Below are 15,095 nucleotides of genomic sequence, written 5' to 3'. Positions count from 1 at the left end.
GGACTATGCCGGAGTTACCCGAAGTTGAAGTGGTTCGCCGCGGCCTAGCACGGCACCTGCTCGGTGCCGTGCTTGAGCGCGTGCAGGTAGTGGACGGACGCTCCGTGCGCCGCCACCAGGCCGGGCCAGAGAACTTTGAGCAACTACTGACGGGCCTACGCGTGATTGACGTGGCCCGGCGCGGCAAATACCTCTGGCTACTCTTTGAGAACAATGAAGAGTTCGCCCTGGTCATTCACCTGGGCATGAGCGGCCAAGTACTCCTCAAAGACCCTGGAATGCCGGCAGAAAAACACCTCAAAGTGCTCATAAACCTGGCAGGTGCCACCGATGAGAGCGGGTACCCAGCCCCGCTGACCCTGCGTTTTGTGGATCAGCGCATCTTTGGCGGCATGTTCACCAGCCCCCTACTACCCACCCAGAGCGCGGACGGGCAGCCGCTACCTGCGGCGTCAGCGTCCGCCCTGGGCTTGGCCCTAATCCCTCAGGCTGTAGCTCATATTGCCCGCGACCCGCTTGACCCTCACTTTGATTTTGGGCAGTTCCGGCGCACCATGCTGGCTACCTCTACCGGCATTAAGAAGCTCCTCCTAGACCAGAGCGCTATCTCTGGGGTGGGGAACATCTACGCCGATGAGGCCCTGTGGCGGGCGAGACTCCACTACGCTAAACCAGCGAAAAGCATCCCGGCTGCAACGGCCCGGGAACTGGTGGAGGCTGCACGCACGGTCATGCGTGAGGCCCTGGCCCAAGGTGGCACCAGTTTTGATGCCCTCTATGTAAACGTCAACGGGCAATCAGGCTATTTTGACCGGTCCCTTAGGGCTTATGGGCAAGCCGGGCAGCCCTGCCCCCGCTGCCTAGCGGGCGGGCGAACCTCCCTCATAGTGCGTGAGCCTTTTGCGGGAAGAAGCTCCTACCGTTGTCCCCACTGCCAGAGAAAACCACGAGGCGTATAGCCCTTATAGCCAAAGGGCCCTATAGGTGCAGGGCCTATAGGTGCGCCAGAGACTAAGAGCCAGTGAACCTGTCCCCGTAGAAGTCACCCAACCGCTCATAGCCTTCCTCAAGGGCAACAGCCGGAGTCCAATCTAGTAGTTTCCGGGTGGTGCGCTGATCGAACCAGTGGGCTGTAGAAAGCTGCTCAGCTAAGAAAGACGTCAACGGAGGGATCTGCCCGGGGGCAAAACGGGCCCAGGCCTTTTCCATGACCACACCCAGCCCGTAAGCCACGGAGGCCGGGAGCGAATAGGTGGGGGGCTGAACGCCGCAGGCGGTACACATGCCGGCAATAATCTCACCGACCGGGCGGGGCTGACCATTAGTGACCACCAAAGGCACCCCACGAATCGTCTCAAGACGCTGGTAGCCGCGCACGAAGGCGTCCGCCCCGTTATCAATATAGAGGGTATCAATCATGGCCGTACCCTGATTGAGCAGGGGCAGGCGGCCCGCAGCAGCACGTTCTAAGACGCGCTCCACCAGCTGAGTGTCACCGGGGCCCCAGACAATATGGGGGCGGAGCACCCCAACCCAAAAATTATCTGCATCAAAACTCAGCGCCAGCAGCTCCGACTCAGCCTTAGAGCGGGCATAGTTACCGCGGGCCTGCTCAGGGCTGGCCGGCGGGTTACCCTCACCCACAATAGAGGCCCCGGAATGGGCTACCGAGGGGGAAGAAGCATGCAGGAACTTGCCGATACCGGCTGCGCGGGCAGCCTCTAAGAGGGTGCGAGTGCCCTCGACGTTAACCTGCCGGTAGTCTTCCCAGTCACCGACCACAGAAACTTTAGCGGCAAGATGGATGACCCCCTGCACACCGGTCACAGCCTCACGAACCGCAGCCGGGTCAGTGAGGGAACCTTGCACCTGGTCAAAGCGATCTACCAGGTGGGGCGGGAGCATCTGGCTTATCTGGCAGTCCCCGCGTTGAAAGGCTCGCACAGCATAGCCAGCCCGCAGCAGGGCAAAGACAATCTCCCGGCCCAACAGCCCTGATGCGCCGGTGACCAGCACCCGCTCAGCCCGGGCAGGCTGGCAGGCATCTGGGGCAAGTGAACGCAGCGAGACTACCATGCAATAACCCCCTTGCCCAGGCGGGTCTTCTTCCCCTCCAAGAGCTGCTGGGCCCAGGTAGCAAGAACCGGGCGGTCAATCTTAGAGTTATGCCGCACATCGGTGGGGTGCTCAGCTACCACCAGCACAGCAGAAACTTCTACCCCGGTTTCATCCAGAACCCGCTGGCGTACCCGCTGAGCCAAATCTGCTGGGGCTAGACCGTTGCGGGTCTTCTTCCCCCGGAAACGGGGGCCAACTTCAGCCACCACTAGTACGGACGCCGCTCCGGCGGGGCCAGTAGCAACGGCAGCAGCCCGGCGCACCTCAGAATCAAGTTCGGCGGCCTGTTCTAAGGCCACGGGGGTTAGCACACCCTGGGCGGTGACTAAGACATGGGCTAGGCGCCCTTCGACCCAGAGGCGTCCGCTAGCATCGAAGTGGCCCACATCGCCGGTGCGGTGCCAGCCAGGGTTGGACGTAGAGGTTTGTTCGGTGACCCACAACCCGTCATAGCGGTCCTTGATATGCGGGGCAGAAATCAGGATCTCACCGGTGATACCGGGCTCGGTGGTGACCTCGTGTGAAGAGGTACCATCGGGCAGCAGAGGCGCAAGCTGGAGGGTGGCCCCGTCCACCGGGGTGCCCACACAGACGCCGCCACCAGCACCGGGCAGGCCTGCGGTAGCGTCCTTCTCAGCCTGCTTGATGTCAGCGTAAGAAACATCGGTGGCGGGCAAGGACTCGGTCATACCGTAAGGGGTGTGCAAGGAGGCTGCCGGTAGCAGGTTCTGCAAACGCGCCAGCAGGGGAGAGGTGATAGGTGCACCGGCTGAGAGCAAGGTAGTGACCTGCCCCAGGGCAGTGCGCTGCTGGTCGGTCAGATCAGCTGCCGTATCGAGCACGTTCATGAGCGCGGCAGGGGAGGCAAAGATGGTGCTTGCCCCGATGGCCTGGGCAGCAGAGGCCAAAGCGGCAGCGGTCAGGGTCTTAGGTTTGGTGACGTCCATAGCTGGAGTCACCGAAGTAGCGCCCAGGGCCGGGCCCAGTAATGCGAAGGGGGCAAAGCCTGCCACCAGGCCACTGCCTGCAGCTAGCTGGTAGGTTCTTGCGATAGTATCTCGCATGGCTGCTAGCTGGCGGTGGGTGTAAACCACGCCCTTGGCCGGGCCGGTGGAGCCAGAGGTGTAGAGAATAGCGGCGTCGATGTCGGGGTCAGGGTCAGCTACCGCAAAAATTTCAGGGGCCACAAAATCATCGACCGCACCTACTACACCCAGGGCACGGGCAGCAAGCGAGGGCAGGGAACCGGCCACAATGCGCTTGCCCGGCCAGCCCAGGGCTTGAGCGAGGGTGAGCGCTGCTGGAACACCAATGAGCCAGGAGGGGCGGGCCCCCTTGAGTGCGCGCGTCAGCCCCGCAGCACCCAGGCCGGTGTCGGCTACAACAATCACAGCCCCAATTTTGAGGCAGGCATAGATGAGGGTGGTGAGCTTGATACCGGGAGGGACTAGCAGGTTAACCCTGTCACCGGGTTTGATTCCGAGCTTGTGCAACCCAGAAGCTACCCGGTCCACTTCAGCGGCCAGTTCGGCCCAGGAAAGTTGGGCAGCGACCTGGGTGCCGTCCCCCTTCTTGCTCATATCGACCACAGCTAGGGTGGTGTCTGATGCCCGGTCTGCTAGTTCGGCGCCTATGGGGCGGTAGTCTTCTTGCACCTGTGTGGCGCGTGCTTCTTGGTGGCGTTCCCGCTGGGTGCTACCGGTGACGAAGTGCTCGGTTAGCCACTCTAGAATAGGGCTGGCGATGTCTTCATCTTCGGCCACCAGGTGGCTGGCGTTCTCAAAACGGTGAATGTCAGCCTGCGGTAGGCGGGTAGCTAGGTCAGCTAAGTAGCGGCGCTGGAAAACCGGGTCTTTAGTGCCCCAGAGCATGAGGGCAGGGACCTCTAAATCGGTGATACCTTCAGCCACAGAGACCATGGGGCGGTAACTAGAGGCCGCTTCGGTGGCGGGAATATCGGCAACGAAATTACGCACACCTGCCCGGTGTTCAGCGGTTCTGTAGGGCAGTTTATAGGCCTTTTTGACTGCGGCATCAAGACCGCTGCCCTGGGCTAGGCCCAGGGTTACGTCTATGAAGGCGGTTGATTTTTCAGTAGCCCACCCATGCAAAGCCGGGTTCAGGGCAGCCTGTAGGGCAACAGGAAGTTTCTGCCCGGCATCATGAAAAACAGCGGTGTTGGTCAGCATGAGCCCTGAGACAATCTCGCGGTGTCGTAGAGCCCAGCCCAGAGAAATCAGCCCGCCCCAGTCGTGAGCTAGGGTCACTAGGGGTAGGTCAGTATCATCAAGCCCTAAAGCTGCGGTGAAGTCACCCAGGTCAGCAATACGGTCAGCGAGGGAACGGGTCTTGCCAGTGCGTTCTGAATAGCCCATATCGAGCTGATCGACGGCGATAACCCGCCAGGGCTGCTGGGCCTTGGTTGCGGCAGCGATGACTGACCGCCAGAGGTAAGACCAGGTGGGGTTACCGTGCACGGCTAGTACCGTACCTACCGGGGTGCGTCCGGCTGCTTGGAGAGCGGGGCCGTTATCGAGGTAGTGCCAGCGGCGGCTGGTGCCGGGTTCTTCTACCGGGGCGGAGGCTGGCACCTGCATCTGGTGGGACCAGGCAGGGTCAACACCGGGCCAGAGAGAGGGGTCTGCGGTCAGCTGAGAAATAGTCATGGCGGCTCCTACCAGGTGATTTCCATCAGGGCAGTGTTCAGGCCAGAGCCCACACCCATGCAGAGAATCCGGTCGCCGGGGGTGAAACGGGGGCTTTCTTCAGCCAAGGTCATGGGCAAGGCGGCCGCTGCCACGTTACCCCAGACCGGGAAGGTGAGGGGGATGCGCTGACGGTCAATACCTACAGCCTCAATGATGGCGTTGGTGTGGGCGTTAGAAATTTGGTGGGTGACGTAGGAGTCCATCTCCTTCCAGTCCCAGCCCTGCTGGTGGGCTTCTTCCCAGGCCTCAGCTACTAGTTGCAGGCCGTGCTTGAGCAGCCCTTCGGCGTCCGTGCTCATGCCCTGATCGGCGTCACCGCCGATGCAGAGCTTGCGGTGTTCTGTGCCTGCGCGGGAGACTGAACCGACAATGATGTGCCCCTCGGGGTGCACATCAGAGCGGCCGATGATGGCAGCGGCAGCCCCTGAGCCCAGGGTGAGGGTGGCGAATTGGGTGAGGACGTCATCGCGTGTGGAATCGGGGCGGCCCAGCTGGCGTAGGGCGGTGGCGTGCCAGGGGGAGGGGTCTTCGCTATCGACAATCAGGGCGTAGTCGATGGCACCGGCATCGATCATGCTGGCGGCCACCGTCACACCGTTAACGAAGCCAAGGCAGGCGTTGGTGATGTCAAAGTTGAGGGCGTGGCGGGGAAGGCCCAAACGGTCGTGGATGCCTACTGCTACAGCCGGTTCAAAGTTATCGCGGGTAACAGAGGTGTTAATGATGAGCCCGATCTGTTCCTTGCTGATACCGGCCTGGGCGATGGCTTCTTCGGCTGCTTGTACGGCGCCGTCTTCAAAGTGCATAGTGGGGCCCCATGCGCGGCGTTCTCTAATGCCGGCCAGTCGTTCTAGGAGGCCCTTGGGCATGCTGAGCCGCTGGTAGGTAGCCGCTAGTTGCTCATCAAAGTAGGAGCTGGTGACGACCTCCGGTGGTAGCACTCTGGTTACCGATAGTAGGGAGGCGTTCTTGTGGCGAATATCTGAATTAGCGGTCAATCTACTCTTCTAGCCTTAGTTTCGGACTTGGGCAAACCCTTCGATGAAGAAAAGGGCACTTTTCAATAATAGGCTCCCTGGGGGCTGGGGCGGTGATTGATGACGCGGGTTCATCTCACACCGAACAGGTGTAGGGGCCTGCGGTAAAGTGGTATGCCGACCTAAACCCGTTTTTACCCAACCGATGGGGCTTACCACTATGTATCTGAAATCTTTGACCGTGCGTGGCTTTAAGTCTTTTGCATCGGCTACAGTTTTTGAGTTTGAGCCGGGGCTGAATGTGCTAGTGGGGCCTAATGGGTCGGGTAAGTCTAACGTGGTGGATGCTCTTGCCTGGGTGATGGGTGCCCAGGGCGCTAAGCAGCTACGCGGTGGGGCTATGAAGGACGTCATTTTCGCTGGTGGTGGCTCCCGGGGCGCGTTGGGCCGTGCCAAGGTTGAGCTGGTTATTGATAACCAGAGTGGTGCCTTGTCGCTTCCGCACTCTGAGATTCGTCTGTCGCGCACCATGTTTTCTGCTGGTGGTTCTGAGTATGAGATTAATGGTGAGCCTGCCCGTTTGGCTGATGTGCAGGATTTGTTGGCGCAGGCTGGTGTGGGCCGGGAACTGTATACCCTGGTGGGGCAGGGGCAGGTCGATAGGATTTTGCACGGCACCGCAGATGACCGCCGTGAGCTGGTTGAGCAGGCTGCTGGTTTGCTTAAGCATCGTAAGCGTCAGGCTAAGACTGCCACCAAGCTTGAGGATTTAAAGACCAATCTTGACCGGTTAGAAGATGTGGTTGCCGAGTTGGCGGAGCAGTTAGAAGGACGCCGGGAGCAGGCTGAGACTGCCCGGGCAGCTAGCGAGGTGGCTGGCCGGGTGCGGAGTCTGAGCGCTGATTTGTTGGCCTGTGATGCCCGGGCCATGGTGCAGGAGCGGGAGTCTGAGCGGGTGGCCGGTGAGCAGGCTGAGGCTGCCCGTGTAAGGGCTGAGGAGCGGGCGGGAACCTTGCAGGAGCAGCTAGGGGTTGTGACACTTGCTCGGCAGGTTGCCCAGCAGGCTCTTGATGAGGCTCTTCAAGGCCGTGCTGCCCTGAAAGAGGTTGGGCACCTGGTGGAGACGGTTCAGCTGGTGGCTGCTGAGCGTTTGAAAGGTTCTGACCGTGAGCAAGAAGAGCAGGACGCCACCGCCCGCCTATCGCAGGCCCGGCAGGTTCGCGATGGGGAGGAGAAAGCCTTCCAGCAGGCCCGGCAGGCACGAAATAGAGCGGAGCAGGAGCTAGCGGCTGCTCAGGCAGGGTTGGACACTGCTCAGAAAGAGCAGCACCTAGCCCGGCAGGCTCTTGCAACTGCCCAGGAGCAGGCTAAGGCCGCTAAGGAGGGTATCTCTGAGGCAATTGGTCAGCTTGCTACAGCCCGGGTGGCTTTTGAGCGTAGTTGCGAAGAGGCTAAGCGCCGGGCCGATGAATACGCTGAGGCGCAGGCTCAGGGGGCTTCTTCTGCGGCTGATACTGAGCGGGCTCAGGCTGCGGTCGCTACCTTCCAGGAGCAGGTGCGGGTTGCTGAAGAAGAGGAGAAGAAATGTCGGCAGCTGCGTCAGAGGGCAGGGGAGCTGGTAGATGCTAGCCGCCTAGAGTCTCATCAAGCTCAAGTGAAACTTCATGCTGCTCAGGCACGGTATGAGGCCCTTGAAGCTGCCTGGAATCATGATTCTTCAGAAGTAGGCGATAACCCAGAGCATCGTCGGCAGGCTCTAGAAGAGGGCGCCCAGGAGCTTATTTCTTTACTTGAGATTGAAGATGAATGGCAGAAGGCCGTGGCGCTTGTACTGACGCCCTACCTGCGGGCTTTAGCCCGTACCGATGGCGCCTACCTATCTGAGGAAGTCTCTCACCTTCATTCCCCCAAGAGCTCTCTTGACCTATCTGACCTCTACCAACTCTCTGCATCTCAAGCTGAAGGTTGCCAATCTCGGCCACTGATTCAGGCCCTCACAGCACCAGAGCCGCTCACCCCAACCCTGGCCCTACTGACCGCCAGCACCTACCTGGTACCTGATAAAAAAACCGCCCGCGCCCTGGTAACAGCCCACCCGGGCGTCCGCGCTGTGACCCCAAACGGTACTGTACTCACCGCAGGCTCAACCCTCTACCCCTCAGAACAGCGGCCCCTGACCGAAAGCTACACAGAACTAACCCAGGCTAAAGAGGCCTACCAGCACCTAACTAACCTGCAAGAACAAACAGAGCAGGCCTACCAGCAGGCAGAAGAAGCTCTGGCCCAAGCCCAAAAAGCTGAAAAAGACCAGGCCCGCACCACCGGCACACTCACCGCCCAACTAGCCACCGCCCGCGCTGAACTAGCCACCCTCACCGGCCGGGCAGAAAGCTCCCAACTCACCCTTGCCCGCCTGCGCGAAGCCGCCCAGCGCGCCGAAGAGGCACAGCACAAGGCACAAGAAACCGTCAGTGCAGCCCAAGAAGTCCTGTCTCACGCGCGGAAGAAGCGCACCCACACTGATCTTGATACCCTGCGCCAGAAGCTACTCACCGCAGAAGATACTCTTGCTCAAGCAACTGAAGCAAAGACCCGCGCAGAAGCAGCCCGCACATACGCCCACCAGATAGAAGAAACAGCCCAGGCTCGTCTGACCCAAGCCCAAGAAGCCCTCACAGCCCTGGAAGAGGCTGATAAAACCCGCCAGCAACGCCAAGACCAGGCGGAGGCAAACCGCCATCGAGTACAAAAAATAGCAGCCCGTGCCCGCGCCCTCAGCTACGCCCTAGAGCAGGTGAGCCACCAGGAAGAAGCGGCCTACTCTCAGGCCCAGCTCAAAGCCCAAGAAGCGCAGAAGGCCCTAACCATCACCGGCGAAGAACTAGCAGGGGCCCAAGCCTCCCTCGCTGCTGCCCTGACCTTACAGGCTGAATCAGCGGCCCAAGGGGCCCGTGTCGATGCCCGCTGGGAGGCCCTGACTGAGCGGGTGAAGAGCGAACTGGGGCTGAGCCTTGAAACCCTCCTTGAGCGAGAAACCCCCGATGTGCCCCGTCAGAGTCTTCAGAAGAACCTGGCGGCAGCCCAAGCGGAGCTTGCCCGCCTGGGCGTCATTAACCCTCTGGCGCTAGAAGAATATGAGGCCCTAGAACAGCGCCATCACTACCTGCGTCAGCAAATTAAGGACATCAAGGCCTCACGGGCTGACCTGCGTACGGTCATGAAAGACCTGACCCAGACTATTGAAACATCCTTCACCCAGGCTCTTGCCGATGTACAGGTGGAATTTAGCCGTATCTTTGCCCTGCTCTTTCCCGGCGGCCAGGCAGAGCTCATCCTTGCAGACCCCAAGGACCTGGAGCATAGTGGGCTGGATATTCGGGTGACACCGGCTGGGAAGAAGGTCACTCGCCTCTCCCTACTTTCTGGTGGCGAGCGCACCCTAGCTTCGCTGGCCCTGCTGCTGGCAGTTTTCATGGCCCGCCCTGCACCTTTCTATGTGCTTGATGAGGTAGAGGCGGCCTTAGATGACCGTAACCTGGGGCGCCTGCTTGAGGTCTTGGGCCAGCTTCGAGAGAAGTCGCAGTTGCTGATGATTACCCACCATCAGCGCACCATGGCCCAGGCAGATACTCTGTACGGTATTACTATGCGCCAGGGTGTCTCTAGTGTTCTGTCCCACCGCCTAGAAGACCCACGATAAGACCTTCTGGAAGACTAGCCGGGGGAGACTAAGAGGGCGGGGTTACCTGCCGGTGTAGCCTTGATCGGCTATCTCTGGTGGGAACTCGGGGCGGTAGCCGGGGAACCAGCCGATAGCGGCCAGAAAGAGCAGGGCACCGGCTACGATAAAGGCCGGGAAGAAGCCCCAGGTGTCGATGATGAAACCGGCAACCAGGGGGCCGATAATTAGGCCCATGTCTGAGACCATCTGGTAGTAGGCCAGGGGTTGGCCACCTGAGCGTTTGCTGCCGACAATATCGGAGATTGCGGCTTGCAAGGAGGGGCCCAGAAGGGCGGAGCCAACCCCCAGAAGCACGGCGGCGGCCACAAAAACTATGGGGCTGGTAATTAGACCAAAGATGATGGTGACCGAACCTGCTAGAAGAAGCCCAGAGAAAACCATGGGCCGGCGGCCTATTTTATCGCCCATCTTGCCTGAGTAAATCTGTACCAGGGCGTTGCCGGCTGCATAGGTGGCTAGGGTGAACCCTGCTAGTTTAGCTCCGGCTGCTGCCGCATCGTAGCCTGCTTGATCGGTGTGAAGGCTAGCGAGGAGGGCCACGGCGGCAAGGGGTACGACGGTGGTTTGTAGGCCGAAGATGCTCCACCCTACTGCCAGGTTGGCCATGAGGGCTGCCTTGTAGTTGGTGAATTTGAGGGCGTCAGCTAGTTTGAGCTGGGGCTTGGGGACGGCGATGCCCTGGGTATTGAGGTGGACCTCCTGGGGTCGCTCTTTGAGCCGGGTGAGAACTACTAGGGCCGCGCATAGGAGCATGGCGCAGTAGACGAAGAAGGGTACTCGCATGCCCAGTGATGATGTTGCAGCTCCTAAGACGGGGCCTAAGATGTTGCCCAGTAGGAAGGAGGTGGCGAAGTAGCCTGAGACTTTACCTCGAATGGCTGGTGGTGCGTTGCGCACGAGGATTCCCATGGCCGCTACTGTGAACATGACTGACCCGGTGCCGCTGATGATGCGGGAGATAATTAGCATGGGGTAGTTGATGGAGAGCCCTGCCCCGATGGAGCCTATACCTACGATGATGAGCCCTGCTGAGTAGATGCGGCGTTCGCCGAAGCGGGAGATGAGGCGTCCGGACGCTGGTGCGAAGGCTAGGCGGGAAAGGGCGAAGGCTGAGACAACGAAGGTTGCCGCCATAGCCCCTACGTCGAAGCTGCGTGCGAAACCTGGGAGCACGGGCGCTACTAGGCCGTAGCCGAGGGCAATGAGGAAGGAGGCGCAGATGAGTACTTTGATTTGGGTGGGTACTTTGATGGTTTCTGCGGTGTGGGGGTGCTGGGTGCGGTTTTCTTGGCGTACGGTTTCGGGGATGATGGGGATTGCCCCGGTGTCCATGGAGGGGGTGGGTATGTGCTTGCTCATGCTGTGGGGGTCTGGTGTTGTCAGGCTCTACTAACGGTTTAGGTATCTTAGCTCACAATACTAGTTTGTGGTAGGGGGTGCTGGGTAGATGTGCGTCTTACTCTCATGCCCAGGCTGTTTGGTGCCGGGAGAATATGGCAAGCTAGAGGGGTGAATGATTCTCTAACTCTCATTGTGTACATACTTCTTGGTGTGCTGATTCTAGGTGGCGTGCTCGCTGTTTTGCTGCGCGGCCCCAAAGCCCCTAAGGAAGGCTATCAGGGCACTCGTGATGCCGATGACCTCCCAGCAGATGGTGCTGCTGATGGGCCGGTGACCACTATTGAGCGCCCTGCTTCTGCCCAGGGCCGCCTGGTGCGGTTGCGCGCCCGTCTCTCTCGTTCAAATAACCTGCTGGGTAAGGGGCTGTTGGCCCTGCTCTCTCGCGACAAAATTGACCAGGATGTCTGGGATCAGGTAGAAGAAACCCTGCTTCTAGCTGATCTGGGCGCTGAGCCCTCAGCGCGCCTGGTAGCTGCTTTGCAGCAGCGTGTGCGTGTGGAGGGCACGGAGAATCCGGCCCAGGTGAAGCAGATGCTCCGCGAGGAGCTTTTGTCTATTGTTGGTGAAGATACTGACCGTTCGCTGGCGCTAGATGGTGCCGATGGTAACCCGGGTGTGGTGCTGGTTGTTGGTGTCAATGGTGTCGGTAAGACCACGACCGTGGGTAAGCTGGCCCGTGTGATGGTCGCTGAGAACAAGACCCTCCTGTTGGGGGCAGCAGATACCTTCCGTGCGGCGGCAGCTGACCAGTTGCAGACCTGGGGTGACCGGGTGGGTGTTCAGACCGTCCGCTCAGATAAGGACGGGGCCGACCCGGCCTCCGTTGCTTTTGAAGCTATCCGTCAGGGTAAGGGGCGCGGGGTAGATACCGTCATGATTGATACTGCCGGGCGCCTGCAGAATAAGGCGGGTCTTATGGACCAGCTAGGTAAGATCAAGCGTGTTGTTGAGAAGGAGGCACCTGTTACCGAGGTGCTTCTGGTGATTGATGCTACCACCGGCCAGAATGGCATGATTCAGGCTAAGGTCTTTTCTGAGGTCGTCCAGATTACCGGTATTGTGCTGACTAAGCTGGATGGATCAGCTAAGGGCGGCATTGTGGTTGCTATCCAGGAAGAACTGGGCGTGCCCGTTAAGCTGATCGGTTTAGGTGAGGGCCCTGACGATTTGGCTCCTTTCGAGCCTGCTGCTTTTGTTGATGCTCTGCTTGATACATAAAACCACCTGCTGACCTTGGTTATGAACCGGGGGTAACTGCCTAAGGGCTAGTTACCCCCGGTTTTTTGCTGTGCTTTCCCTTTGCTGAGGGGGAGTAACTTCCCTGTTACTGCTAGTAACACGCCTGTAACCGGCGTTTTCTTGCTGGCAACAGGTCTAGGCCACCTGTAACTCTGGTGAAACTCTGCTCGCCTGAGGCCGAAACATGCCAAAAGAACAATGGAAACTGTCAAACACACCAGGGCCGGCTCAGACCGGCACACAGGTTTTCTGTACAGATTTTGAAAGGGGTAACAGGCATGGAACTCACCGCCAGTGATGTTTGGACCGTGGTGGCCGCGGCACTTGTTCTGTTCATGACACCGGGTCTCGCTCTCTTCTACAGCGGTATGACGCGGGCTAAGTCAGCACTTAATATGATGATGATGTCCGTGATTTCTATGGGCATCGTTGGCGTCTGCTGGGTGCTCTGGGGCTATAGCATGAGCGGAGGAAACGCCCTCATCCACGATATCGTCGGCTCACCCTTCAAGGACTTTGGTCTTTCTGCCACTTTGGCTGATGGCGGCACTAACATGTTAGCGGTCGCTTTTAGCTCCACCTTCGCTATCATCGCGGTAGCTATTATCTCCGGCTCTATTGCCGACCGCACCCGCTTTGGTGCATGGTGCCTCTTCGTCCCCCTCTGGCTTACCCTGGTCTACTGCCCTCTAGCTTTCATGGTCTGGGGTGGGGGCCTCTTCGGTGAAGAAGGTTTCATTGGCTCCATGTTCGGTGAAGCCATTGACTTTGCTGGTGGCCTGGTAATTCACATCAACGCCGGTGTTGCTGGCCTGATTCTGGCCCTGGTGCTGGGTGCCCGTAAGGGCTTTGGCCAGGACCCCAACCAGCGCCCCCACTCCCTGCCTCTGGTCATGCTCGGTGCAGCTATCTTGTGGTTCGGCTGGTTTGGTTTCAACGTAGGTGCAGCCTCAAATGGCACCCAGGCTGGTCTGATTTGGGTCAATACTCTTGCTGCCCCGGCAGCGGCCATGCTGGGCTGGTGCCTGCTAGAGCGCGTCCGTGATGGTCACGTCACCTCTCTGGGTGCAGCCTCTGGCCTGGTAGCTGGTCTTGTTGCTATCACCCCGGCCTGCGCTAACGTCGACCCTATCGGCGCTCTGGCCTTGGGCTTTGTGTCTGGTATCGCCTCAGGTTGGGCTGTTGGCCTTAAGTTCCGCTTGGGCTATGACGACTCCCTGGACGTGGTAGGCGTACACCTGGTCTCTGGTCTCATCGGCACTTTGGCTCTGGGCTTTATTGCAACCCCGTCGACCGGTACAGCGGGCCTCTTCTACGGGGGCGGACTGGGGCTACTGGTGACCCAGTCGGTGGCAACCATTATCTCCATTGTTTACTGCGCGGTGGTGACCTTGCTGATTGTCATTCCGATTCACCGCACCATGGGTTTCCGTGTGAGTGAGAAGCAGGAAGTTCAGGGTATTGACCTGGCCCAGCACGCTGAAACTGCCTACGCCATGTCTTCCGGTACTTCCGGGGCCTTTGCAAAGAACTAGAGGAAGAAACAGTTATGAAACTCATTACCGCTTTGATCCAACCTGAAAAATTTGATGAAATACGCCAGGCCCTGGAAAACTTTGGGGTCGATGGTATGACAGTCTCAGAGGCCCAAGGGTACGGACGCCAGCACGGGCACGTAGAGGTTTACCGCGGCAAGGAATACGACATTCGCCTGATCCCTAAGGTTCGACTGGAAATCTTGGCCGATACCGGCCGGGCTGAGGACATCATCGACCTCATCATCTCTACCGCCAACACTGGCAGCGCCGGGGACGGCAAAATTTGGGTGAGCACCGTCGATGAGGTGGTGCGAGTGCGCACCGGCGAACGCGGCATCTCAGCCATCTAAAAACATCAAGACACTAGGGCAGGCCCACCATCGTTCAGGCCTGCCCTTCTGCTTGAGATACAGGGGAGTCCCACGGCAGAGGGGAGCGAGGCAGTACCGAGGAGGTGGCAGGGCCCTGCCGGGTAGACTGGAGGGCATGAAACTTGTCTCCTGGAACGTTGATTCACTCAACGCCGCACTCACCAGTGAGTCGGCTCGTGCCCTGCTCTCACGCGATGTCTTTGCCTCTATCGCCCTGCTAAAGCCCGACGTCCTTGCCCTGCAAGAAACCAAGCTATCTGCCAAGGGGCCCACCAAGAAGCACCTTGAAGCGCTGCACGCTTACTTCCCCGACTACAAAATCGCCTGGGTATCATCTGACGAGCCTGCCCGCAAAGGCTATGCCGGAACCATGTTCCTCTACAAACAGGAACTAGAACCCACCGTCACCTACCCCCAGCTGGCCGCCCCCACCACCATGGACGCCGAAGGGCGCATCATCACCCTAGAATTTGAGGATTTCTACGTCACTCAGGTCTACACCCCCAACGCCTCCGATGGTCTGCGCCGCCTACCTGACCGCCAAATCTGGGACCGCCTCTACGCTGACTACCTCGCTAGCCTAGACGCCACCAAACCGGTACTTGCCACCGGTGACTTCAACGTAGCCCACACCGAAATTGATCTAGCCACCCCTAAAGCCAACCGCCGCTCACCGGGCTTCACAGACGAAGAACGCGAGGGCTTCACCCACATCCTTTCTCGCGGCTTTACCGATACATTCCGCCACCTGCACGGTGATGTTCTAGGGGCCTATACCTGGTGGGCTCAGCGCTCGCGGACCTCGAAGATTAACAACACCGGCTGGCGTATTGATTACTGGCTGGTTTCTGATCGTCTTGCTGAGAAGGTGCAGGCTTCAGAAATGATTGACTCTGGCCCCCGCCAGGATCACACCCCGATTCTTTTGGAGATTAATATGGGGTAATTGTTTAATCTTTTTTAACGTTTGGGGCCTTTCTGAGAGGCGAATGAGCCGTGTG

General features: G+C 59.3%; 10 protein-coding genes. 6 read left to right on the top strand and 4 right to left on the bottom strand.

Annotated elements, in window-relative coordinates; all coding sequences use genetic code 11:
• Window positions 1-5 precede the first annotated feature (5 nt).
• Entirely contained in the window at window positions 6-959 is a 954-nt protein-coding gene (gene mutM, locus ACED87_RS05150; RefSeq protein WP_449083385.1) for a bifunctional DNA-formamidopyrimidine glycosylase/DNA-(apurinic or apyrimidinic site) lyase, read from the top strand.
• Between the two features lie 52 nt (window positions 960-1,011).
• On the opposite strand, the gene ACED87_RS05145 is transcribed toward mutM, so the two are convergent.
• The 3 genes from ACED87_RS05145 to ACED87_RS05135 are packed head-to-tail and all read right to left on the bottom strand — an operon-like array spanning window position 1,012 to window position 5,824.
• Entirely contained in the window at window positions 1,012-2,076 is a 1,065-nt protein-coding gene (locus ACED87_RS05145; RefSeq protein WP_449083383.1) for an NAD-dependent epimerase/dehydratase family protein, read from the bottom strand.
• Entirely contained in the window at window positions 2,070-4,784 is a 2,715-nt protein-coding gene (locus ACED87_RS05140; RefSeq protein ID WP_449083381.1) for an alpha/beta fold hydrolase, read from the bottom strand. The genes ACED87_RS05145 and ACED87_RS05140 overlap by 7 nt, the downstream gene beginning before the upstream one ends.
• Window positions 4,785-4,792: 8 nt before the next feature.
• Window positions 4,793-5,824: a 3-oxoacyl-ACP synthase III gene (locus tag ACED87_RS05135; RefSeq protein WP_449083379.1), complete on the bottom strand. Its 1,032-nt coding sequence runs from the start codon at window positions 5,822-5,824 to the stop codon at window positions 4,793-4,795.
• 199 nt (window positions 5,825-6,023) lie between these two features.
• On the opposite strand from ACED87_RS05135, the gene smc reads away from it, so the two are divergent.
• Window positions 6,024-9,503, top strand: coding sequence for a chromosome segregation protein SMC (gene smc, locus ACED87_RS05130; protein ID WP_449089653.1), 3,480 nt, complete (start codon window positions 6,024-6,026; stop codon window positions 9,501-9,503).
• Between the two features lie 42 nt (window positions 9,504-9,545).
• Here the strand turns inward: smc and ACED87_RS05125 are convergent, their stop codons facing one another.
• The gene (locus ACED87_RS05125) at window positions 9,546-10,904 is read right to left on the bottom strand and encodes an MFS transporter (protein WP_449083376.1); all 1,359 of its coding nucleotides are present in this window, start codon (window positions 10,902-10,904) and stop codon (window positions 9,546-9,548) included.
• Window positions 10,905-11,054: 150 nt separating this feature from the next.
• On the opposite strand from ACED87_RS05125, the gene ftsY reads away from it, so the two are divergent.
• The 4 genes from ftsY to ACED87_RS05105 all read left to right on the top strand — a co-directional run bounded on the left by ftsY (window position 11,055) and on the right by ACED87_RS05105 (window position 15,040).
• Window positions 11,055-12,164 (top strand): signal recognition particle-docking protein FtsY, encoded by a 1,110-nt coding sequence (gene ftsY, locus ACED87_RS05120; protein WP_449083375.1) that lies wholly within the window; start codon window positions 11,055-11,057, stop codon window positions 12,162-12,164.
• 299 nt (window positions 12,165-12,463) lie between these two features.
• Window positions 12,464-13,720: an ammonium transporter gene (locus ACED87_RS05115; protein WP_449083373.1), complete on the top strand. Its 1,257-nt coding sequence runs from the start codon at window positions 12,464-12,466 to the stop codon at window positions 13,718-13,720.
• Between the two features lie 14 nt (window positions 13,721-13,734).
• Window positions 13,735-14,073: a P-II family nitrogen regulator gene (locus ACED87_RS05110; protein ID WP_449083372.1), complete on the top strand. Its 339-nt coding sequence runs from the start codon at window positions 13,735-13,737 to the stop codon at window positions 14,071-14,073.
• A gap of 136 nt (window positions 14,074-14,209) precedes the next feature.
• Window positions 14,210-15,040: an exodeoxyribonuclease III gene (locus ACED87_RS05105; protein ID WP_449083370.1), complete on the top strand. Its 831-nt coding sequence runs from the start codon at window positions 14,210-14,212 to the stop codon at window positions 15,038-15,040.
• The last annotated feature ends 55 nt before the right edge of the window (window positions 15,041-15,095 follow it).

The organism is Rothia sp. 32237D007AR (genome assembly GCF_053544675.1).
The sequence above is the reverse complement of the archived record's forward strand: the minus strand, read 5'-3'. Positions and strand labels throughout refer to the sequence as shown.

Bases quoted from the DNA above. Each gene is read 5' to 3' on its own strand.
- mutM (WP_449083385.1), top strand. From the start codon at position 6: ATGCCGGAGTTACCCGAAGTTGAAGTGGTTCGCCGCGGCCTAGCACGG.
- ACED87_RS05145 (WP_449083383.1), bottom strand. From the start codon at position 2,076: ATGGTAGTCTCGCTGCGTTCACTTGCCCCAGATGCCTGCCAGCCTGCC.
- ACED87_RS05140 (WP_449083381.1), bottom strand. From the start codon at position 4,784: ATGACTATTTCTCAGCTGACCGCAGACCCCTCTCTCTGGCCCGGTGTT.
- smc (WP_449089653.1), top strand. From the start codon at position 6,024: ATGTATCTGAAATCTTTGACCGTGCGTGGCTTTAAGTCTTTTGCATCG.
- ACED87_RS05125 (WP_449083376.1), bottom strand. From the start codon at position 10,904: ATGAGCAAGCACATACCCACCCCCTCCATGGACACCGGGGCAATCCCC.
- ACED87_RS05115 (WP_449083373.1), top strand. From the start codon at position 12,464: ATGGAACTCACCGCCAGTGATGTTTGGACCGTGGTGGCCGCGGCACTT.
- ACED87_RS05110 (WP_449083372.1), top strand. From the start codon at position 13,735: ATGAAACTCATTACCGCTTTGATCCAACCTGAAAAATTTGATGAAATA.
- ACED87_RS05105 (WP_449083370.1), top strand. From the start codon at position 14,210: ATGAAACTTGTCTCCTGGAACGTTGATTCACTCAACGCCGCACTCACC.